The organism is Corynebacterium sp. KPL2830, from assembly GCF_040225635.1.
Taxonomy (GTDB): Bacteria; Actinomycetota; Actinomycetes; order Mycobacteriales; family Mycobacteriaceae; genus Corynebacterium.
Genome location: NZ_JBEHFR010000019.1, coordinates 1 through 21,514, shown reverse-complemented (window position 1 = coordinate 21,514; position 21,514 = coordinate 1). Strand labels below are relative to the sequence as shown.

21 protein-coding genes and 4 tRNA genes are annotated in these 21,514 nt (G+C 58.5%); 13 read left to right on the top strand and 12 right to left on the bottom strand.

Annotation, left to right across the window (positions count from 1 at the left end; translation table 11 throughout):
• Positions 1-12 precede the first annotated feature (12 nt).
• A complete protein-coding gene (locus ABRP87_RS07825; protein ID WP_349868258.1) occupies positions 13-1,590 on the bottom strand; it encodes a DUF7782 domain-containing protein in 1,578 nt (525 codons plus the stop codon).
• Between the two features lie 48 nt (positions 1,591-1,638).
• Complete coding sequence (locus ABRP87_RS07820; protein ID WP_349863663.1) at positions 1,639-2,022, bottom strand: DUF3099 domain-containing protein; 384 nt, start codon at positions 2,020-2,022, stop codon at positions 1,639-1,641.
• Between the two features lie 138 nt (positions 2,023-2,160).
• Between ABRP87_RS07820 and ABRP87_RS07815 the strand changes: the two genes are divergently transcribed.
• On the top strand, positions 2,161-2,412 hold the full coding sequence (locus tag ABRP87_RS07815; protein WP_005278940.1) for a DUF3039 domain-containing protein: 252 nt from the start codon (positions 2,161-2,163) through the stop codon (positions 2,410-2,412).
• Positions 2,409-4,172 carry a DEAD/DEAH box helicase gene (locus ABRP87_RS07810; protein WP_023030626.1) on the top strand — a complete coding sequence of 588 codons (1,764 nt, stop codon included), beginning with the start codon at positions 2,409-2,411 and terminating at the stop codon, positions 4,170-4,172. The genes ABRP87_RS07815 and ABRP87_RS07810 overlap by 4 nt, the downstream gene beginning before the upstream one ends.
• A gap of 151 nt (positions 4,173-4,323) precedes the next feature.
• Here ABRP87_RS07810 and ABRP87_RS07805 read toward each other — a convergent pair whose 3' ends face one another.
• A complete protein-coding gene (locus tag ABRP87_RS07805; protein WP_349868257.1) occupies positions 4,324-5,802 on the bottom strand; it encodes an RNA polymerase sigma factor in 1,479 nt (492 codons plus the stop codon).
• 196 nt (positions 5,803-5,998) lie between these two features.
• Complete coding sequence (gene ppgK / locus ABRP87_RS07800) at positions 5,999-6,757, bottom strand: polyphosphate--glucose phosphotransferase (protein WP_349863668.1); 759 nt, start codon at positions 6,755-6,757, stop codon at positions 5,999-6,001.
• Here ppgK and ABRP87_RS07795 point away from each other — a divergent pair.
• Both ABRP87_RS07795 and ABRP87_RS07790 read left to right on the top strand, forming a co-directional pair.
• Positions 6,756-7,643, top strand: a complete 888-nt coding sequence (locus ABRP87_RS07795; RefSeq protein ID WP_349868256.1) for an inositol monophosphatase family protein — start codon at positions 6,756-6,758, stop codon at positions 7,641-7,643. The two genes, ppgK and ABRP87_RS07795, sit on opposite strands and share 2 nt — an antisense overlap.
• Before the next feature lie 111 nt (positions 7,644-7,754).
• Positions 7,755-8,045, top strand: a complete 291-nt coding sequence (locus ABRP87_RS07790; RefSeq protein ID WP_005278945.1) for a DUF4193 domain-containing protein — start codon at positions 7,755-7,757, stop codon at positions 8,043-8,045.
• A 657-nt stretch (positions 8,046-8,702) separates the two neighbouring features.
• On the opposite strand, the gene ABRP87_RS07785 is transcribed toward ABRP87_RS07790, so the two are convergent.
• A complete protein-coding gene (locus ABRP87_RS07785) occupies positions 8,703-9,164 on the bottom strand; it encodes a DUF3093 domain-containing protein (protein WP_005278947.1) in 462 nt (153 codons plus the stop codon).
• Between the two features lie 103 nt (positions 9,165-9,267).
• Between ABRP87_RS07785 and dut the strand changes: the two genes are divergently transcribed.
• From dut to dxs, 5 genes are all read left to right on the top strand, one after another.
• Entirely contained in the window at positions 9,268-9,741 is a 474-nt protein-coding gene (gene dut / locus ABRP87_RS07780; protein WP_284849651.1) for a dUTP diphosphatase, read from the top strand.
• 13 nt (positions 9,742-9,754) lie between these two features.
• A complete protein-coding gene (locus ABRP87_RS07775; protein ID WP_349868255.1) occupies positions 9,755-10,726 on the top strand; it encodes a DUF3710 domain-containing protein in 972 nt (323 codons plus the stop codon).
• A gap of 29 nt (positions 10,727-10,755) precedes the next feature.
• Positions 10,756-11,463 carry a DUF3159 domain-containing protein gene (locus ABRP87_RS07770; protein ID WP_349868270.1) on the top strand — a complete coding sequence of 236 codons (708 nt, stop codon included), beginning with the start codon at positions 10,756-10,758 and terminating at the stop codon, positions 11,461-11,463.
• Positions 11,456-12,712: a class I SAM-dependent RNA methyltransferase gene (locus ABRP87_RS07765; protein WP_349868254.1), complete on the top strand. Its 1,257-nt coding sequence runs from the start codon at positions 11,456-11,458 to the stop codon at positions 12,710-12,712. Before ABRP87_RS07770 ends, ABRP87_RS07765 begins: the two co-directional genes overlap by 8 nt.
• Before the next feature lie 106 nt (positions 12,713-12,818).
• Positions 12,819-14,717 (top strand): 1-deoxy-D-xylulose-5-phosphate synthase, encoded by a 1,899-nt coding sequence (gene dxs / locus ABRP87_RS07760; protein ID WP_349853695.1) that lies wholly within the window; start codon positions 12,819-12,821, stop codon positions 14,715-14,717.
• Here dxs and ABRP87_RS07755 read toward each other — a convergent pair.
• Positions 14,714-15,934 carry an HRDC domain-containing protein gene (locus ABRP87_RS07755; protein ID WP_349868253.1) on the bottom strand — a complete coding sequence of 407 codons (1,221 nt, stop codon included), beginning with the start codon at positions 15,932-15,934 and terminating at the stop codon, positions 14,714-14,716. The two genes, dxs and ABRP87_RS07755, sit on opposite strands and share 4 nt — an antisense overlap.
• A 1-nt stretch (position 15,935) precedes the next feature.
• A complete protein-coding gene (locus tag ABRP87_RS07750) occupies positions 15,936-16,610 on the bottom strand; it encodes a DUF3000 domain-containing protein (RefSeq protein ID WP_349868252.1) in 675 nt (224 codons plus the stop codon).
• Positions 16,611-16,759: 149 nt separating this feature from the next.
• Between ABRP87_RS07750 and hemQ the strand changes: the two genes are divergently transcribed.
• Complete coding sequence (gene hemQ, locus ABRP87_RS07745) at positions 16,760-17,461, top strand: hydrogen peroxide-dependent heme synthase (RefSeq protein ID WP_349868251.1); 702 nt, start codon at positions 16,760-16,762, stop codon at positions 17,459-17,461.
• A gap of 86 nt (positions 17,462-17,547) precedes the next feature.
• Here hemQ and msrB read toward each other — a convergent pair whose 3' ends face one another.
• From msrB to ABRP87_RS07720, 5 genes are all read right to left on the bottom strand, one after another.
• Positions 17,548-17,964 carry a peptide-methionine (R)-S-oxide reductase MsrB gene (gene msrB / locus ABRP87_RS07740; RefSeq protein WP_349853699.1) on the bottom strand — a complete coding sequence of 139 codons (417 nt, stop codon included), beginning with the start codon at positions 17,962-17,964 and terminating at the stop codon, positions 17,548-17,550.
• A 10-nt stretch (positions 17,965-17,974) separates the two neighbouring features.
• A complete protein-coding gene (locus tag ABRP87_RS07735) occupies positions 17,975-19,126 on the bottom strand; it encodes a glycosyltransferase family 87 protein (RefSeq protein ID WP_349868250.1) in 1,152 nt (383 codons plus the stop codon).
• A 6-nt stretch (positions 19,127-19,132) separates the two neighbouring features.
• Positions 19,133-19,831, bottom strand: a complete 699-nt coding sequence (locus ABRP87_RS07730; protein WP_349868249.1) for a pyrimidine reductase family protein — start codon at positions 19,829-19,831, stop codon at positions 19,133-19,135.
• A gap of 46 nt (positions 19,832-19,877) precedes the next feature.
• On the bottom strand, positions 19,878-20,780 hold the full coding sequence (locus ABRP87_RS07725) for a DMT family transporter (protein WP_349853703.1): 903 nt from the start codon (positions 20,778-20,780) through the stop codon (positions 19,878-19,880).
• 87 nt (positions 20,781-20,867) lie between these two features.
• Positions 20,868-20,942: transfer RNA gene (locus ABRP87_RS07720), tRNA-Val, on the bottom strand.
• Positions 20,943-21,199: 257 nt separating this feature from the next.
• Here ABRP87_RS07720 and ABRP87_RS07715 point away from each other — a divergent pair.
• The 3 genes from ABRP87_RS07715 to ABRP87_RS07705 all read left to right on the top strand — a co-directional run bounded on the left by ABRP87_RS07715 (position 21,200) and on the right by ABRP87_RS07705 (position 21,514).
• Positions 21,200-21,275: transfer RNA gene (locus tag ABRP87_RS07715), tRNA-Gly, on the top strand.
• A 53-nt stretch (positions 21,276-21,328) separates the two neighbouring features.
• Positions 21,329-21,400: transfer RNA gene (locus ABRP87_RS07710), tRNA-Val, on the top strand.
• A gap of 38 nt (positions 21,401-21,438) precedes the next feature.
• A tRNA-Gly gene (locus tag ABRP87_RS07705) sits at positions 21,439-21,514 on the top strand.

Sequence of the window (21,514 nt, the reverse complement as noted above, 5' to 3'; positions counted from 1 at the left end):
TGCTCTTCAGTGTTATTCAGTGTGGGTAGCCGGGGAAGCGTCATCCTCGAGCAGCAGATCGGCCGGGATGAGCAGGCCATGGCGAACCATATCGATGATGGCGGGAAGAGCGGCCGCGGTCAGTTCTGCCTCATCGAAGCCGTGCGCCACCGCATACAGGCCAACGGTCTCTCCAAGGTTGAGCCCGTGGGGAGATAGGCCAGCTACGATTGCTGCCAGGTGTTCATCGACTTCGTGGCTCCACCGGGGACCATCGGTACGTGTCAGGCGGATAACCGCCCGGTTAAATCCTTGTTTATTATCGGTATCGGCCACACTGACTTCTTCTTTGGCTACCTGAGGGCGCACCTGGAAGTGCTTTCCCTCCAGCTCACCAGGAACCAAGTCGCGCAGCCACGCCACGCGAGCGAAGTATTCCTCTACCTCGGGTCCCAATGGGTCACTAAAGTGCTGCGGCATTTCTTCGGCCAAGATATCGGAGGGCGCGTCTTCGGCAATTTTTTGGATGGCGACGAACCCAAACCCGATACCCGTGACATCGTGGTGGTGGAAATGATCCAGCCAGGCCTTTGAGCGCGCCTTGCCCTCATCGCTGCGCACATCAAGCGATTCATCCTTGAGCCAGGTGGATACGTAGAGGGAAGGATCGGCGACATCCCGCTGAATTATCCAGGCAGCCACACCCTTATCCGGCAGCCACGAGGCCACGCGCTGCTGCCAGGTCTGCCCACCGGTATGCACCCAGGCGGCGAGCAAATGCGCGGTTCCGCCCGGGGCGAGGTGGTCAACGGCTTGAGAAACCACCAATTCGCTTGCCCCATCCAAGTTCAAGCCAGAATCGCGGTAGACATGGCCCACCTCGGGAAGCCCGACGACGAATGGTGGGTTGGCAACAATCCGGTCAAAGGCGCGTCCGGCAACGGGCTCGAACCACGAGCCCTCTACAAGCTCAACCTCTGTACTCGCCCCCGCGGCAGCGACGGTGGCGCCGGCCAAATCAAGCGCGCGCCGGTGGACATCCGTCGCGGTAATGCTGCGCGCGCACTCGAGCTGACCCAGCAACTGCACGCCCGAGCCGGTGCCCAGATCGAGCACCGTTGATACCGGGCTTACCGGCGTCGATTGCAATAGCGAGAGGCTTGCCGCCCCGACACCCAAGACGTGATCCGCGCCGGGGACGTGGCTCACCAGCGAGGCATCGACATCGGAAAAGACGAGGCGGTTGGAGCCGACGATGATATGGGGCCGGATATCGAGGGCAATGTAGATGCTGCCGCGATCATCGGAAAGCGCCACGCCGGTGTCGAGGAGCTTGGTGGCAAGGCGGGCCCCGAGGGCATCGGCAAGCAGCGTGGCAGGCAGATGCTCATGCAGCAGGAAGAAGCGGATGAGCGTATCCAGCTGGGAATTACCAGCGGTGCCGCGCGCTACCGCGGCAGGCTCACCGCGGTAGAGGGCCTCCGTAAGCTCCGGGCCCAAATGCCCCGCTAAACCATCGGTAGTAAAACCGGCCTGCGAAAAAGCCTCCGCTAGCTCCGGGGCGAGATCGCGCAGCGCGGTGGCATCGAAATGGGGGCCAAAGGACATCATGCTGGGAGAAGATCCTTTCCAGTCGTGCTATTCATGCGGGTTATGCGCCTAATCGGCGGCAGTATCGTCATGGTCAATAACGGAATGCTGAGATTCGATTGCCTTGGAGCCACCGCGGGAAATCTGTTGGTTCTGATACTGCGAATATAGCTGACGATTCATCGCGGGTTTATAGACATTCTTATCCCGTTTGTCCTTCTTCTCACCGCGGCTATTGCCAATGACCACGGCAATCCACGGCAAAGGAAAGGTCACGCCCACGATAATCGCCGCGAGCAACCACCAATGCAGGTACAAAAAGACCCCGGCAATGAGCAGGGACGGCACGCGCAAGAATTGGAAAAAGCCGTACCACAGCTCCCGGCGCCTGCGATCTTGTGCGGGCGAGAGCTTGGCATCCGTGATGAGAAAACGTTCCTTTTTGCCAAACACTTAAATTACGCACCTCCCTGGAGCGCGGCGCGTAACCCTACAACAGGGGAGAGGAGAGCCGACGTTGGAGTGCGTAGAGTGTGCATGTTCTCCAAGGGTAGACGCATGACTCGCAAAGTTCGATGCTGATGCGGCAAAATGGGGTGCGTGACTACGACTACGAAGACAATTGAACGGCCAGATATTCGTGAAGACACTTCGACGACGGATAATGACACGCCGAAGTTCTTCCACTACGTCAAAAAGGATCAGATCCTCGATTCCGCGGTCAACGGCAAGTACGTCGTTGCCCTGTGCGGTGAGACCTTCCCGGTAACCAAACAGGCAAAGCCGGGCTCGCCGGTATGCCCCGATTGCGAACGCGTTTTTAAGGGTCTTCGCCGCAAGTGAGGACGTTTAAGAAGACGAACCTCCGCGCGTGGCAGCAATCAGCCCTCGATAAATTCCTCGCCACCAAGCCACAAGACTTTATGGCGGTGGCGACCCCAGGTGCGGGTAAAACCACCTTTGCTCTGCGCATCGCGACGGAGCTTATGGAAGACCGCACGGTAGAGCGCGTCATCGTCGTGGTGCCTACCGAGCACCTGAAGACGCAGTGGTCTGCCGCCGCCGCGCGGGTGGGCCTGGCCTTGGATCCTGCCTTCACGAACTCCTCTGCGGTCAACCCCAGCATGGATGGCATCGTGGTGACCTATGCCCAAGTGGGCATGCATCCCTTCAAGCACCGCGCCGTTGCCTCCGCGCGGCGCACGCTCGTGATCTTGGACGAGATCCACCACGCCGGTGACGCCAAAAGCTGGGGCGATGGCGTCAAGGAGGCCTACGACGACGTCAACCACCGTCTCGCGCTGACCGGTACGCCGTTTCGCTCCGATGAATCGCCCATCCCCTTTGTGCGCTATGAGGACGATGGGGAAGGCCACAAGGTCTCGCGGGCCGACCACACCTACGATTACGGCGATGCGCTTGCCGATGGCGTCGTGCGCCCCGTCGTCTTCCTGTCCTACTCCGGCGAGGCTCGCTGGCGGGACTCCGCCGGGGAAGAGCACTCCGCGCGCCTAGGTGACATCATGAACGTGGAACAAACCGCGCGCGCCTGGCGCACCGCGCTCGATCCCAAGGGCGAATGGATCCCCGCCGTGCTGCAGGCGGCGCACACCCGCTTAATGCAGATGCGGCGCAATATGCCGGATGCCGGCGGGCTCGTGCTCGCTTCAGATACCACCACCGCCCGCGCCTACGCGAAAATCCTCAAGCAATTATCCAATACCCCAGTCTCGGTCATTTTGTCCGATGACCCAGGCTCCTCGGACCGCATTCAAGAATTTGCGGACTCCACCGATGAATGGATGGTTGCCGTACGCATGGTGTCCGAGGGCGTTGACGTGCCCCGCCTCGCGGTGGGCGTCTACGCCACCTCCGCGTCGACCCCCTTATTCTTCGCCCAGGCAATCGGCCGCTTCGTGCGCTCCCGCATGCCAGGTGAAACCGCCTCGGTATTCCTGCCCTCCGTCCCCGTGCTGCTCGGCCTTGCCGAGCACATGGAAAAATCCCGCGACCACGTTCTGGGCAAAGAAAAGACGGAGAAAGAAGGCTGGGACGACGAGCTACTCGAGCAGGCAAACCAGAAAAAGACCGAACCGGACATGCTGGAAAAGTCCTACGAGTCTTTAGGCGCCGAAGCCGAATTCTCTGGCCTGCTCTATAACGGCTCGCAGTTTAATACCGGCGATATGACCTCTGATGAGGAAGCCGATTTCCTTGGCATCCCCGGGCTCCTCGACGCTGACCAGGTCAAAGACCTCCTGCGCAAGAAGCAATCTGAGGAAATGGACCGCCGCGAGGCCGAGGAGAAGGCGCGCCGGGCCGCCGAGGCAGAAGAGGCCCACCGCCGCAAGATTTACGGCATGGGTCATGCGCCTGCCGCGAAGCAGCAAGAGTCCGATGCCGCGGAGGATACCGGTGTGGTGGATGAGCTCGGCGCGCTGCGCAAGGAGCTCAACACCGTGGTCTCCATCGCCGCGCAGAGCTCTGGCCGGCCGCACGGTGCCATCCACACCGAGGTCCGCAAGGCGTGCGGTGGGCCGCCCACCGCGCTATGCAGCGCGGACCAATTGCGCGAGCGCATCAATTACTTGCGTAAGTGGTAGCGCGATTCCTTGTCAGCCGCTGGCTGGTCTGCCAGCAGGCTGGCGCCGCGCTTCTTTCGCCGCGTCAGACCCGCAGGAGGGTAGTAGGCACATTAAAAGGCCGCACCACAGCGGTGCGGCCTTTTAATGCTGTGCGGGGCGGGCGACTTATCTAGTCGAGGTAATCGCGCAATACCTGCGAACGAGAGGGGTGGCGCAGCTTAGACATTGTCTTGGACTCGATCTGACGGATGCGCTCGCGGGTAACGCCATAGACCTGGCCGATCTCGTCTAAAGTGCGCGGCATGCCATCGGTAAGCCCGAAGCGCAGGCGCACGACGCCGGCTTCGCGCTCAGACAACGTGGTCAGCACGTCCTGAAGCTGGTCCTGCAGCAAGGTGAAGGACACGGCATCGACGGCGATGACGGCCTCGGAGTCCTCGATGAAGTCACCCAACTGGGAATCTCCCTCATCACCGATGGTCTGGTCCAGCGAGATGGGCTCGCGCGCATACTGCTGAATTTCCATCACCTTTTCTTCGGTGATGTCCATTTCCTTCGCCAGCTCCTGCGGGGTGGGCTCACGGCCCAAGTCCTGCAGCAGCTCGCGCTGGATGCGGCCCAGCTTGTTGATGACCTCCACCATGTGAACCGGGATGCGGATGGTGCGGGCCTGGTCAGCCATGGCGCGGGTAATGGCCTGGCGGATCCACCACGTGGCGTAGGTAGAGAACTTATAGCCCTTGGTGTAGTCGAACTTTTCCACCGCACGGATAAGGCCCAAGTTGCCCTCTTGGATAAGGTCCAAGAAGGCCATGCCGCGGCCGGTATAGCGTTTGGCCAAGGAGACCACAAGGCGAAGGTTGGCTTCCAAGAGGTGATTCTTAGCCTTGCGTCCATCCCTTGCGATGCTGCGCAGGTCACGCTTTTCCATGGGGGAGAGCTTGGCAGCCTTATCGCCCTCCGCGCGAGCCTTTTCCATCTCGTCCATGCGGTGCTGTGCGTACAGGCCGGCCTCGATGCGCTTTGCCAAAGAGACCTCCTGCTCAGCATTCAGCAGGGCAACCTTACCGATCTGCTTGAGGTACGCACGCACGGAGTCGGCGGAGGCGGTCAGCTGTGCATCCTTGCGCGCCTGGCGCAGGGCGACGGATTCTTCTTCATCCCAGACCGAGGACGTATCTTCTACTTCGTCCTCATCTTCTTCTTCGCCCAACTCTTCCTGAATATCGTCTTCATCGAGGTCAGTGGGGGCATCGAATTCGTCCTCTTCGATGCCCTCGTGGGTGGGGTCGAAGTCGACGTCATCCGCAGGGGCGTCTTGCTCAACGGCGTCGAGTTGATCCTCTGCGTCCTCAGCTTCCGACGGCGCTTTCTCCGCGGAGTTTGCAGGGGAGTCTTGCGGTTCCGCCGCAGAGGCTCGCACGGTCTTGTTGACAGCTTTCTTGGCTGATTTCTTCGCCGACTTCTTGGCGGTCTTCTTAGCCGTTTTCTTGGCAGTCTTTTTCGCCGTCTTTTTAGCTGTCTTCTTGGCGGTTTTCTTCGCCGTTTTCTTTGCCGTCTTTTTGGCGGTCTTCTTTGCAGGAGTAGATGCCTCGACTGACTTGTCGTCTTCGCCGAGTGCCTGGTCTGAAGAATCAGTGGCTGCCACGTACGCCCTTTCGACTTACTACTTGATGGAAATAGCTCACCGCACCCGCACAGGGTGGCAATAGCATTAAGAATGCTAGCGGGTGTAGGCCTTATGCAGGTCAGACACGCCCGAGAGCCATGCAATTTTGGATCGACCGCCCAGTATAGGCGATTTTTGCACAATGCCGGTAGATAGGGTTAATGCAACGGCGGTTTTATGGCTCTAGGCCTTCTAATACCGCCATCGCTGCACCTACAATACCCGCACGATTTTGCAACTGTGCAGGCATAACGGGGGTATCAATAGTTAAGTGGGGTCCCCATTTGTGGAATTTGCGAGATATGCCACCCCCGATGAGGAAAGCCTGGGGGTTAAATAATTTCTCGTATTCTTGCAGCACGCGATTGAGCCGAACCGCCCACTCCTTGTACTTCAGCCCTTCTCGTTCCTTGGCAGCGGAGGACGCGATTGCCTCGGCCTCGTCAGCTCCCACAGTGAGGTGGCCAAGCTCTGTATTGGGGAAGAGCTGCCCATTGAGGAAGAAGGCTGAGCCGATGCCGGTTCCCAGCGTCAAAAAGATGACTGACCCGGTTTTGGCCAACTCGCTTCCATACGCGACTTCCGCAAGGCCTGCGGCATCGGCATCATTTAAGACCACAAAGTCAACGTCTAGATAACGCGAAAACAACTCAGTGGTATCCACACCGACCCACTCAGGTGAGATATTGGCAGCGGAGTGCACTGTGTGATTGGACACCACCGAGGGCAAGGTGATGCCGACGGGCTTGTCCCACTCTTTTTCGCGCACGATCTGGGCCACCACCGTAGCTACCTCATGTGGCGTGGACGGCTGTGGGGTGGGGATCTTTAGCCGTGGGCCCACGAATTCACCGTTATTGAGGTCGACTTCGGCGCCCTTAATGCCGGAGCCGCCGATATCGATGCCAAAAGAGTGGCCAGTATGAGTAGTCATGCCCGCAAGTGTAGAAGAAGGCACAATGGTTAGCATGGATCATGACATAGATTTTTTGCAGCTGCGAGATTTTGCGGAATCTACCGCAATGCGTGCGGCGGAGCTTATTCGCGCACGCCGCGCCGACTTGGTGGCTGGCGACGGTATTGCGGCACATACTCAGACTAAGTCGAGCGCCGTCGATCCCGTTACGGAGGTCGATACCGCCACCGAGGAGTTTATTACGCGCACAATTAAGGAAAGCCGCCCTGACGATGGCCTGTTGGGTGAGGAAGGCGCGAGTTTTGACGGGACGACCGGGGTGCGGTGGATCGTGGACCCCATCGACGGCACGGTCAATTTCCTTTACGGCATTCCGGACTACGCGGTCTCGATTGGTGCGGAATACGATGGCCGCCTGGTAGCAGGCGCTGTGGTCAATGTGGCGCGGGGGCAGGTGTATTCCGCAGCGGCAGGCGAAGGTGCCACGGTTGCCGCTGCGGATGGCACGCGGTCCTCGCTGCGATGCGGTGTGCAAGATGATCCCGCGCTTTCCTTGGTAGCGACGGGATTTGGTTATGGCGCACAGCGGCGCAAGCAACAGGCGGAGTTGCTGACTAAGTTGCTGCCGCAGGTCCGCGATATCCGCCGCATCGGCGCAGCCGCCCTTGATTTGTGCCGCGTGGCCGAGGGGAGCGTAGATGCCTATTTTGAGCACGGCATTAACGCTTGGGATTTTGCCGCCGGTGCTCTCATCGCTCGCGAGGCAGGAGCTAAAGTCCATCACCCTGGGCTGGACAAGGGGTCCGCTGATGGTGAATTAACCTGGGCCGCGGGGGTGAATTTGGCACCCGCATTTGAGGAACTTTTAGCAGCACATGGTGCTATGGAAGCGATGCGGGGGTGAAGAATCTAAGAATTTTTTAGCAGCAGGATGACATATCGGTGTTTGTCCTTTACTATGCGCGATCGATAAACAACTATTCCTAAAGCAACTCGACTTATAGGGGCGTGCAGTATGGCCACCGATTATGACGCACCGCGCCGCGGTGCAGAAGACGAACTTGAAACTGACTCTTTAGAGGGACTGAAAGCAGCTGAACCCGAAAGCAATGGCATGGATGACGATGGCGAAATCGTCGAAGCATTCCAACCGCCATCAGTTGACCTCACCGGCGAGGAACTCAACGTACAGGTCGTTCCCCGCCAAGAAGACGAATTTACCTGCGGCTCCTGCTTTTTGGTCCAGTCCAATAAGCGTTATTCGCACGAAGAAGATGGCATGCCCATCTGTAAGGATTGTGCCTAAGCAGCCAGTATTGGCCTAGCAAGTCGTTACTGCGCACAACCCAGATAAAGATTCACCCCCGCCGCAGTTTACACAGGCAAACGCGGCGGGGGTGTGAAGTTTTCCTTGTTTAGCAGACACCCAATGTGCGCGGGACCTAACCGCTCGGGGTGTCTACTTTCTGGGGTCAAGTCCCCTCAGTCATCCTGTTCTATCTAAGGCTGCTCGTCATTGCTCTTCTCATCCGGTGTGCTCCCTTGCTTTCGTCGCTTCTCCCATAGATATCGACGAACCAAGAAGATGGGCAGCACTAGAACGAAGTAAAAAGCCATGTATCCCACTACATGAAGGACGATGCCGTCAGAGCTCACTTCGCTCCAAGAGACTCCTTCCACGTTGGAGGAGGACACTCCCCGCCAACCGGTTACTTGACTGACGTAGAATTCAGCGATGACCATTAGCGGCAGTAGCACGAAGGAAAACCACCACGGAGGTATCCAGGGTTTCCCATCTTTCTGAGTTCTGCCTAAAGCTCCTCCGAAACCCATTGTGTTCTCCTGCTAGTCCGACTTTTCACTGAGAGTACAAAACCCGCGGAGGGGCGCAGTAGTAACGAAAAACCAAGGGCAGTCCTAAGAGACCCCTTCCGAATGGTCGAGCCCACAGAATCCCAGATGCTTAAGCGTGTTGCTCCGGTAGGAAGGCGCGGAGCAGTTGGTCTGGATCTTTCGAGGCAATGAGCCAATATGGGGTGTCATCCTCAGGATCATTGAGGACCATCATGGCGTGCTCGTCAATCCAGGCATGAGAGACCAAGAATGCGGCCGGATCGAATTGCGGGCCCAGCGCGTTATGGCGAGCAGACTTTGGAACGGTAATCGAACGAGAGACAACCTCATTGGGTAGCTGTGCGTCTTTGACGAGCAGCCACCGCGTTCCATCTTCATCTTGTTCTACTTGAACAACGGTCCCAGACCACGTGATGAGCACCCAGATAGCGATGGCGCCGAGCAGGACTGCGGGAATGATGGTCCACCACACAGAGCGGTTGAGACCTGCCGTAGCTGAGGTTAAAGCCACAACGATCGCTGCAAAAATCCAGAAGTACCACGGCACCCATTGGCGTTCGCGATACAACACTTTCGGGGCAGCGGGTTGAGGAGCAGAAATATCAGACACGCCTAGGCATTCTAGTCCACTCCACGCACAGAATGAACCGACTGGGGCAGGTAGGATTGGCTAAGTGACTGATTCGAATTCGCTACCGCAGGAACAAACGCCAGTAGGAGACGTCAAAATTAAGCGCCTCGATAAAGAGCTGCCGATGCCATTTCGGGCGCATCGGGGTGACGCCGGCGCCGATCTTTACGCTGCCGAGGCGCTTACCCTCCAACCTGGCGAACGCGCCCTCGTCGGCACCGGTATTGCCATGGCCTTGCCGCTGGGCACCGTGGGATTAATTCATCCGCGGTCCGGCTTAGCAGCCAAACATGGGCTGTCCATTGTCAATACGCCGGGTACCGTGGATGCTGACTACCGCGGGGAGATCAAGGTGTGCCTGATTAACCACGATCCCCACACCCCGATCGAGATCGAGCGCGGCATGCGCATCGCTCAACTCGTGGTACAGCGCGTAGAACTAATGGATTTTAGCGAAGTAGAAGACTTGGATGAGACCGTCCGCGGTACCGGCGGCTACGGATCAACCGGCGTATAGGAAGGATTACAAAATGGGCATTTGGCCATTTGGCAAAAAGAAAAACGATGACGGCCGGAAAGAAGAGCCGGAAAACCCTCAACAATCGCAGCCACAAGAGCCTGCCGCTGATTCCGCAGGATCGGCTTCGGCTGAATCGAGTTCCTTTGCATCCGTAAAAGATACGGCTGCCGATGCCGCCGCAGCCTCGGGACAGGTGCCAACGGAGTTTGCCCACGACGCCGTAAATGGCGAAACCGGCCCCTTTGATGGCGATTCCGTCAATATCGAAGACTTTGACTTTTCTGATTCTTCCATCGGCATCTTGGACCTTGGCTCGATGCGCATTCCGCTGCCCAAGGACTCCCAGGTCCAGGTAGAAATGGGTGAACAAGGCCCGAAGATGCTGCACATTGTCACCAAGGCGGGCCGTATTACTCCCGTTGCCTTCGCAGCGCCGCGAAAGCCTGGCCAGTGGGCTGAATCCGTGGAAGAAATCAAGGAAGGCATGAGCCGCGATGGGCTATCCGTCACCACGGAGCAAGGCCCTTGGGGGCTGGAAATCGTCGGCAAGAATGACAACGGTCAGCTCCGCGTCATTGGCGCCGAAGGCCCGCGGTGGATGCTGCGCTTGACTCTTGCGGCACCTACCGGCCTTGAAGAGGATTTGGCGCAGATCGCGCGCGATGTAGCATCGCGCACTTTTGTCTACCGCGGTGAGGATCCCATTTTGGCGGGCAACGCACTGCCGGTCATCATGCCCAAGCAGCTGGTGGAGCAGGTCAAACAAGCAATGGAAAAGCGCCAGCAGGAACAAGCAGGCGCAAATTCCCAGGGGCAGGCGGCCCAAGGGCACCCGGAAAACGGGGTAGGCGGCCCCGATCCCGCAGCCGAGGCGGAAGCCGAAAAGCAGCTGCGCGATTTGGGCGCGCAGCCACGCAAGGGGGAGAATGAATCTCCTACACATGACAAAGACAAGGGGTCTAACCCCGATTCCGATAAGTAAGTAAAGCAGAACGCTACGTGAGTAACTCTTTGCCGGAGCCGCAGGCTCCTCAGCTAGGCGACGACCAGGACCGCGATAATGAGCCAACTCTGTTGGAACAAATGGGAGGCCTTCCCGGCCTGGTTGCGGCCACCTTGCCCATCGTCGTCCTTATTCCAGTTAATAGCCTTTACGGCCTAACCCCGGCGCTCATCTCCGCGCTGGGTGTGGCGGTAGTGATCGCCATCTGGCGCATCGTTCGCAAACAGACCATCCAGCCGGCCATCTCTGGCCTTATCGGGGTGGCCATTTGCGCCGCCATCGCTTGGTTTACCGGCGATGCCAAAGGTTACTTCTTATACGGCATTTGGATGTCACTGGCCCTGTTTATCGCCGCGGCGCTGTCTATTCTCTTCCGGTGGCCGGCCGTTGGCGTTATCTGGAAGGGCTTGAACGGCGATGATATGGCCTGGCAAAAGGTAAAGCTTGCGCGCAGGGCGTATTCCATCGCCACCGCTGGGTGGGCCGTTATTTTCTTGGCGCGGTTTATCATCCAGCGGGCGATTTATGATGCTGGGGAGACGACCGCCTTGGGCATTACCAGGATCGTCATGGGCTGGCCCTTGACACTGTTGGTGACCGCATTAACCGTGTGGATGGTGCGCCGCGCAGATGCCGCAGTAGAAGCGGCAGAAAATGCCGGGCTTGTCACAAGTTCAGATCGCAGTACACAAGAGTTCGAGGCAGAAAATGAATGAGTCCGCACTATCTCGCGGAGACACCCTGGAAGTCACCATCGACCGCATGGCCCATGGTGGACTTGGCATCGGCCACGCCCCGGATGGGCGCGTCGTCTTTGTCCCTCGGGCTTTTCCGGGGGACACGGTTCGCGCAACAGCGGGTAAGGTGAAAAAGTCCTTTATCAAGGGCGAGCTCGACAGCATCGTGACTGCGGGTGAGCTGCGCGTACCCAGTAGCTGTCCCGCCGCAGAGCTAGGCGCCGGGTGCTGCGATTTTGCCGAGTTGGATCCCGCAGCGGAACCCGCCATCAAGATGGACGTCCTCCGTGAACAGCTGCGCCGCAGCGGCATAGAAGGGCTCGAGTCCCTCGCTATTGAACAACACGACCTGCCGCCGGTACGGGGCTGGCGGACGAGGGTCCGGTTGGGCGTCGACAAGCAAGGCCGCGCCGGATTGCGGAAGTACCGCTCGAATGAGCTGGTGACTTCCGTCGGTTGTACCCAACTAGCAGAGGGCTTGGTTGATGGTTTGGTAGGCGACGGCGCGCGGCATTTTACCCCGAGGGCTGAAATCGTCGCGGTTATCGATGGCGCGGGTAACCGGCATGTGGTGGAAACGCGCAAGGCCCCGCGGGGCAGGCGCGTGGAGACCATTCGCGAGGTTATCGAGGGCTCTGGCACCGTGGTCGAATACGTCAATGGCCGCGTGTTTTCTTTCCCCGCCACGGCCTTTTGGCAAGCGCATGTGGCGGCGCCGGAGCTTTATAGCGCTGTGGCGGGGCAGTGGCTGGCCGGCCGGGATTACCAGCACAAGACCGCCTGGGACTTGTACGGCGGGGTCGGATTATTCGCGCCCGCATTGTCTGATGCCACCGGTGGAAAAGTCATTTCCGTGGACTATTCGCCCGCGGCAACGGCGTCTACGCAGCCGGGGCTGCGCGATATCGATATCGCAGTAAAGTCCGCCAAGGTAGAACAGGTTGCAGCACAATTGCCCCAACCTGGTGCCGTGGTGCTCGATCCGCCGCGGACTGGGGCGGGCGAGCAGGTTATCCACGCCGTGGCGGAGGCAAAGCCGCAGGCCGTGGTTCATGTGGGATGCGATCCTGCCACCTTTGCCCGCGATCTATCCCTGTGGCACACCGCTGGGTACAAGCCTGAGAAAATGGCGCTAATTAATGCCTTTCCTGGCACCCATCACTTTGAGGTTATCGCTCTTATTGCCCCAGATAAGGCGGCGGATAAGCCAGCGCAGAGTGCCGTTTAACACGAAATTACCTCGCCTGAAGTAATGAGCCGATATAAAAGAAAATACGGACCACGGGTACGGTGGATAGGAAGAACTAAGCACAGAAGGAGTTGAAGGCCGCTCCATGACTATCTTGGATACCATAAACTCGCCGCAAGACCTGAAGGCACTGCCTGCAGATAAGTTGGAGGAACTTGCGGCGGATATTCGCCAGCGCCTCATCGATAAGGTATCGGTGACCGGTGGGCACTTGGGGCCCAATTTGGGCGTGGTGGAATTGACCATTGCGCTGCACCGAGTCTTTGATTCCCCGCGCGAGCCCATCATCTTCGATACCTCCCACCAGTCTTATGTGCACAAAATGCTCACTGGCCGCACGGCCCAATTCGATACCCTTCGCCAAAAGGGCGGCCTGTCCGGTTATACGGACCGCGGTGAGTCCGAGCACGACTGGACGGAATCCTCGCATGCTTCTGCCTCGCTATCGACGGTGGATGGACTCTCTAAGGCCTTCAAGATTCGCGGGGAAGGCCACCGCAACGTCATCGGCATCGTCGGCGATGGCGCCTTGACCGGCGGCATGTGCTGGGAGGCGCTTAATAATATCTCTGAAGATAAAAAGCGCAATGCGGTCATCGTGGTCAATGACAACGGACGCAGCTATTCGCCCACGATTGGCGGTATTTCCGAAAACCTGGGGCGCATTCGTTCCCAGCATGGCTACGACGAGCTCATGGAGCAGGGCAAGCGCCGCTTGAAATCCATGGGGTGGGTAGGTGAGCGCGCCTTCGATGCGCTCCACGCGATGAAGGAAGGCGTCAAGTCCACCGTCTTGCCCACGGAGATTTTCCCTGAGCTGGGGATTAAATATATTGGCCCCATTTACGGCCATGACATCGATGGTTTGGTGCACGCGCTTTCCTATGCCCGCGATTATGAGGGCCCCATTATCGTGCACGTGGTCACGGAAAAAGGCCACGGGTTTGCCCCGGCGGTCAATGAGCCGAAGGACCAGATGCACTCTACGGGCGCTATCGATCCGGTAACTGGCGTTGCCAAGGGCACCAAGCAGCCGGGGTGGACGGCCGCATTTTCTGAAGAATTGATCGCGGCGGCGGAAAAGCGCGATGACATCGTTGCAATCACCGCAGCCATGGCGGGTCCTACGGGGCTGGCTCCCTTCCAGGAACGCTTCCCGGATCGGTTCTTTGACGTGGGCATCGCCGAGCAGCATGCGATGGCCTCTGCCTCCGGTTTGGCTTTGGGCGGGATGCACCCCGTGGTGGCTGTGTATTCCACGTTCCTCAACCGGGCCGTGGATCAGGTGATCATGGATATCGCCTTGCTCAAGCTGCCGGTGACCATCGTGCTCGACCGCGCCGGTGTGACGGGCTCTGATGGCGCCTCCCATAACGGCATTTGGGATATGTCCTTAATGAGCATCGTCCCAGGTATGCACATCGCCGCCCCGCGCGATGGTGCGCGTCTGCGCGAGCTCTTCCACGAGTCGCTGGACATTGATTCTGGACCCTCGGTTGTTCGGTTCCCCAAGGGAAACTTGCTGCCCGATATGGAAGCCGTGGATACGCTTGCCGATGGCGTCGATATCCTCTACTACGGCGAGGCCGACGCGGGCGAAGATACCCCCGAGGTCCTCATCGTTTCTATCGGTGCGATGTCCGCGCGCAGTATCAAGGCGGCGCAAAAGCTGGAGAAGCAGGGGCTTAACGTCACGGTTATTGACCCGCGGTGGGTCGCGCCGGTGGCTAGTTCCGTTATCGCAATGGCGGCAGATCACGATCTGGTGGTGACGGTAGAAGATGGACTCATTCGCGGCGGCATTGGGTCCATGATTGCTGAGGCTCTCGGCGCGGCCGAGGTGGATACCCCCGTGCGGCGCCTCGGCGTTCCTGGGTATTTCCCCAAGCACGGCTCCCGCGGCGAGGTTTTGGAAGAGTTCGGCCTAAGCCCAGAGCTCATTTCTGCGTCGATTACAGAGTGGGTAGAAAACCTCACCGCTTAATCTGGTTGGGAAAATAGGCTCTCAATCAATACCGGGGCAACGAGGCTCACCTGCCACGGCCGCGCGCCTTCGCGCTCTAGGAAAGCTGGTACGTCGTCCGGTTGGCTGATGGTTCCGCTCCCACCAATGGCCGCCCACACGGTGGCGCGGAGGCTAGCGGGGCGCAGCAGCAGCTCCGATGGTAGCCCGAGCTCTTCGGCGATATCCCCAACGGCGGCGCGGATTTGCTGATATTCCTCCCACAGTTCTGGATACTCCCTGGACCAGACCGATTTGGAAGGGACGGTTCTTTCCTTACGGAGCGGACCCGGGCGCCCCCGCGGTGGAATTTTCTGGGACTGCTGCACCGCCCGCAACCAGCGCTGCGCGGCACCCTTGCGCCGGTGCGGAAACCCCTTGATGCGGGTGAGCTGGGGCTGCGTGCTGGGCAAAACCCGGGCAATCTCTACCAGCACCTTATTGGGAAGCACCCGCCCGGGCGCGGTATCGGTTCGCCGGCTAATATCATCGCGCAGGTTCCACAAAGACCGCGCCGCGGCGCGCTGCTTCCCATTCTTTAAGCTCGAAACTCCCTTGATATCGTGCCAAGAGCCCGGCTGTGGGGCGGTGTCATGGGCATGCTTGGCGACGATCGCCGCGCATTCCTCCACCATCCACTCCAGCTTTTCTTGTTCGGCCAAGATATCGCGCAGCGTCGTAGCTAGTTCCAGCAGGAGCTCGACATCGAGCGCGGCATAAGCGCGCATTTCTTCACTCAACCGCGGGATGGACCAGTCATCGTCGCCGTGGCCCTTTTCTAACTGGACATCGAAAAGCTCCGCGATAATGGCGCCCAAATTGGTGCGGTGAAAGCCGGCAAACCGGGCGGCCAATTCCGTATCGAAAAGGGTGCCGGGAAAAAGCCCCAACCACCCAAGAGAGGGGAGATCCGAGGGGGCGGCGTGAATGATCCAATGCTGCCCATTGAGCACCGGAGCCAGCGCCTGGGTCAGTTCCGCACGGTGGCCTTCTGGGGCAAAAAGCATCGTCCCAGCGCCGCGCCGGCGGATCTGGATGAGAAAGGCGCGGTTATCGTACCGGTAGCCTGAGGCGCGCTCGGTATCGATGGCAAAGGCCCCGGTGCCTGCCTGCAACCGCGCGGCGGCAGCGGCAAATTCCGCCGGGGTGGATAAGACCTTCGGAATCCCCTCTTTCGGACGCTCCCGAAATTCCACCATCTTAGCGGCCGAGCTCAGTAACGCCTTCAGGCGGCAGGCCCGCGACGTTGGCTAATACTTGTGCAAAGGCCTGCACGTGCGGTGCTAAATCTAGTCCTTCCGCTGTCCACGATGCGCGCATTTCAATCTGATAAGCGCGCGGGGGACCGCCGATCTCCCCGAAGCGGACCGAGGCGGTGGAGGTGACGGTGCCGCCGAGGTTGGTAAGCTCTGCACCCTCTTTTTCTAAGCCTTCATTGAGCCACTGCCAGGCGACGTCCGGCAGCAGTGGATCTCCTGCAACCGAATCATCCATATCGGCCTGGATATACGCCACTAGGCGCATCGCGCCCTCCCAGGCCTCTTCCGCGCCTGGGTCATGGAGGAGGATGAGGCGCCCGAAGGCATCGCCATCTGAATCGGTGGCGATAATATCCGGCTCCTCTTCCGTGCCCACCTCAAGGCCAATGGCGTGGCTAAAGGGCGCTAATCGCTGCGGCGGGCGAATGGACCCGAGGCTAATCTCTGGGCGAAGAGTGGCCGCGTGCATGGACTCTACCGCCTGAGTAAACGCCGGCGGTGTCGTTGGCTCCTGTGCCTCGTCGTTGCGGCGTAGGTAGGTAAAGGCTGCGCCATCTCCTGAGTTGGCTCCGGCATTCTTACCGGCGCTGGGCGTGGTCGATTCGGAATTACTCACCTTGCTAAAGCTATAGTTTCGCTACGTTGAGCTGGCGGAGGCGCGCCGATAGTGGGAGGCACATAGGGGGAGGGATGACAATCTGTGTAACTCCAACTTATGATGGATATGTCCGAATATTCGAATAAGCTTCTGCAAAGGAGAAAGCAATGGCGAAGCTCGATTTCAAGGAACTCAACGAGGTACAGCAGTACTCCCAACACGCCGTTTTCAAGGTGATCCCGGGCGGCCTAGGCACCGAGCGCGAGGAGATCATCTCCCAAGCCCAAGAATTCTTTGCGGAGCTAGAAAAGGACAATAAGGTCACCGTCCGCGGCGTCTACGATCTGACCGCGATGCGCGATTCCGCAGACTTCATGATCTGGTGGCACGCCGAGGAATTTTCCGATATCCAAAAGGCCTTTGGCGATTTCCGCCGGGAGACCACTTTGGGCCAGGTAAGCGAGGTGACCTGGATTGGAAACTCCTTGCACCGGCCGGCCGAGTTCAATAAATCCCATTTGCCTTCCTTCATCATGGGGGAAGAGCCCAAGGAGTGGATTTCCGTCTACCCATTCGTGCGTTCGTATGACTGGTACACGATGGAAGAAGAAAAGCGTCGCCGCATCCTGATGGAACACGGCATGCAGGCACGCGACTACCCGGACGTGCGCGCCAATACGGTGCCGGCATTCGCGCTGGGGGACTACGAGTGGGTGCTAGCCTTTGAGGCCGACGAACTGCACCGCATTGTGGACCTGATGTATAAGATGCGCTATACCGAAGCCCGCCACCACGTTCGCGAGGAAATTCCTTTCCACACCGGACGCCGTGTAAAAGACATCGCGGAACTCATCAAGGTTCTGCCTTAAGTCTTGATATAAAACAGCGCTGGGAGCACCCTTTACAAGTGCTCCCAGCGCTGTCATTTCATCTCACTGCGCGTGGTAGTGAAATCTTAGTTTTCCTCGACGGGCTTTTCTTCCAGGTTCAAGGAAATTGAGTTGATGCAGTAGCGCAGGTCGGTCGGGGTATCGTAGCCTTCGCCTTCAAAAACGTGGCCCAAGTGGGACTCGCAGTTGGCACACAGAACCTCGACGCGGCGCATGCCCAGGGAGTTATCTTCTCGCTCGATAATCTTGTCACCGGCTAGTGGGGAGAAGAAGGAAGGCCAACCACAGTGGGAAGCAAACTTCTCGGTGGAACGGAATAGCTCCTCGCCGCAGGCCTTGCAGGAGTAGACACCCTCCGTGGTGGTATCCGTGTACTCGCCCACGTGCGGCGGCTCCGTGCCAGCTTCGCGCAATACGTAATATTCTTCGGGGCTAAGGCGCTTTTGCCAGTCGGCATCAGCAATGAGCTTAAAATCAGTCATGACTTTAAGTTTAATCCTTTATTTGCGTGGCACGCCACCACCCGGCAACGCAGGAGAAGATGATGACGATGAGCAGGCTCCATCCCACTGTGCCGGAGAAGGTGTTCATCCACCGCCCAGCATCCGGGTGCGCGTGTGACGTCCATGTCACCGGGGCCAAGAACAGGAACGCGGCCACCCATGCGCCCACTGAGTGAAAGACCGAGCGCGGCAGGAACACGGTGAATATCAGCGGAAATAGCCACATTGAATAATATTGCTGTCCTAGCGAGGACAAGAAGAAAATCCCGACCATAATCGTGCCACTCGTCGTCAGTGCCCAAAATACCGGTTCGGATTGTCGCCACCGCAACAGTCCGAGCACCGCGCACCCGACCAAGGCGGCGAAGACTACCCACACCACCCAGTAGAGGACGGGGCCAAAATCCACATAGGCGCGTAATCCCGCCCAGGAGGAATTGGCATAATCGCGGGGTGTGGAAAGATAGGGCACCAGCTTGTCGAGGTAACCGCTAGCGCCCGGGACGAGCGGCCACGCGAGGATATTGAACACCACCGGAATCCCCAGGCCCGCGAGGAGGTTGCGCCACTGCAGTTTGACCAAGGGCAAGAAGAGGAGGGGTGCAAATTGGGGCTTAATCAAAATGGCTAGTCCAAGGGCTATGCCGGAAACCCACGCGAGCTGCGGGGTGCGCTCAACCTCTAAGAAAGCCCACAGGAAAAGCGCCATGCAGAATAAGAGCACACCATTGATATTGGTAAACGCCAAAGTATTGGTGACAGCTTCGGTGGCGAAGGCTAAAGCGATAGAGACCGGAAACACCGGCGAGGTAAGCGCTCTTCCCACCACGTGGGTCAATATCGCCAGTGCGGCTATGATGCCAAGGGCATTGACCACGATGAAAAGCCCGCGCGCGAGGCTGAAATCGAGCCACGCTAAAGGCGATAAGAATAGCGTTGCACCCGGGGTGTAGAGATACAGCGGATCCACATGGTTATAAGCCTGTTCATACACCGGAACACCGTCGATCATGCGCCTTAGCGCGCGATAGACCGTGGTGAAATCATCAGTCAACGTCCCATTGCGCGCCACGATGAAGACGCGCTGAATGACGAGGAGAATGGCAATAGGCCATGCGGCGGCGTTTATTCGAGCAGTCACGACCTTTTAGTCTACGGACTCAGCTGCGCGCGAGTACCGCAGAAACACCGTGCTATCTGTATCGGCGGCAACATTGTCTAGCCGCATTCGGCGGTGGGAGTGCGTGCCATGAAAGGTAGCCACGGGCTTTTCCACGCCGGTGGACAGATGGGGATCCAGGGTTAAATACATCTGATCAATGGCATCGATATGCACCAGCTGGCCGAGCATTCCTGGCCCACCTTCACAGAGGATTCGCTGAAATCCCCGCTCCCGCAATACGCGGAGATAGTCTTGCATGGTGCCTTTACCGGCATCGATTACCTCTGCACCTGCTGCCTCAAGGGGGCCTTTCCTCGCGGAGACCTCCGGGTTCTGCAGCGCCGCGTGGGGGACAAGGAAGAGTGGGGCGGTGGTGAAGTGAGTTAAGAATTTCGAGTTCGGATCAAGCTTCAAGCTTTGCGTGGGCACGGCAATGGGGGCGGGAGGTGAATCGCGAGAGTGTTGCTCTACTCCCGCATAATCTTCTGACCTGACCGTTTGCCCACCGACAAACACAACGTCCGCCCAGCCACGCAAGGCCTGGAAAAGCTCTCCATCGGTGTCATTGCCCATGGCCTCAGAAAGGTCATTGATGGTAGCAGACCCGGTGAGGGTAGAAACCATATTGGCCCGGAGGGCGGGTAAGTGAGCGGGTTCGGGCCCTAAAAGCGAAGCGATGTCCATGTTGTGCCAGTGTAGTGGTTGTGCGGGACGTGAATCGTCCTGGCGGCTACACCAGCCTAATAAGCACCACGCCGGTCAAGAGAAGGGCAATCCCTAGCACCTGGCGAGATTTAATGGGGGCGCCGCTGACGCGGTCAATGATGAGCGAGCCCAGCATCGAGCCAAGCAGGCCGGCGACGACTGTGAGGCCGGTGCCAATCTGTGGAACGAGGGCGGCGTTACCGAAGATGAAAAGCGCGCCCAATACACCGCCTATCCACATCCACCACGGGTTGGGTTTTCCTTCTGGGTGCTCGATGCGCGGGCGCCAGCGCAACACGATATTGACGATGACCAGGGCGGTAACGCCGACGGCGAAAGAAACCAGCGCAGCGCTCACCGGAGAGCCCGTGACTTGGCCCAGGTGGCCGTTGATGGCAGATTGGCTAGCGGTAAAACAGCCAAAGACAAATCCGGCTAGCCGCCACAGCCACAGGGCGGTCGCGGAATCTTCATTACTTGTTGCTGCGCTCGGGGTGGCAACTACTGCAATTACGCCGGCAAGCACGATAATGGCACCGATGGCGCGCAATGCGGTTAGAGAAGATTGAGGGGATTCGAAGAGCCCGAAGTGGTCAACAATGAGACCCATGATAACTTGCCCAGCAATGGGTAAGACCACAGTCTGTACCGCGCCTAAGTGTGGAAAGAGAAGAATATTTCCGGTCAGAGCCACAACTCCCAGCAAACCGCCGAACCAAATCCAGAGTGGTTCATCAAAAGCCTGCGCAATGCCGTAATCCCCGCCGGTAATGGCCGTGGCCACGATAAGCAGGGTGACCGTTCCCACGGCGAAGGAAATCATCGAGGAGGAAAACGGGGTACCGGTGGAGGCGCGAAGGCGGGTATTGACCAGCGTTTGTATCGGTAAGACCAGACCAGCAAGAATTCCCAAAAGTATCCACAACACGAGTGGACACTTTACTCAGATAAGACAAAAAGCCCACTTGAATGGGAAAGCCCACCTAAGCGAAGAAAATTAAGCTTAAGTGGGCGGTGGTGGTCCTAACTGGGATTGAACCAGTGACCTTTCCGGTGTGAACGGAACGCTCTCCCACTGAGCTATAGGACCTTGCGGGGGATAAATCTACACCCGGTGCGTTCCATTTTCCTAATTGGCTGGATGGAGGGCGTGGAAGATGTGGGTTAAAGCTGAAATGCCTAGAAAGGCTGGCTTGCGGATTAAATGACAACATTGCAATTTACAGCGCCGATAAGTGAGTGATTTACGCCGCGCAATAGGTGTGCTGGGCTGGGGATTTGGAAACTGGCAGGGAGCACGATAATGTTTGTTCACGCACCGCAAAGCATTAAGCACTGCGGCGCGATGCGGATGTAGCGCAGTTGGTAGCGCATCACCTTGCCAAGGTGAGGGTCGCGAGTTCGAGTCTCGTCATCCGCTCCACGCTTTTCTGGAGGGTGTTATACCGCAAAGGAAAGTGGAACTAAATGAATAACGCGCGATTAGCTCAGTGGGAGAGCGCTTCCCTGACACGGAAGAGGTCACTGGTTCAATCCCAGTATCGCGCACAAGGACTTTGTCCTAGAAACCGGGCCTGGTTTCGCATGCGGATGTAGCGCAGTTGGTAGCGCATCACCTTGCCAAGGTGAGGGTCGCGAGTTCGAGTCTCGTCATCCGCTCCA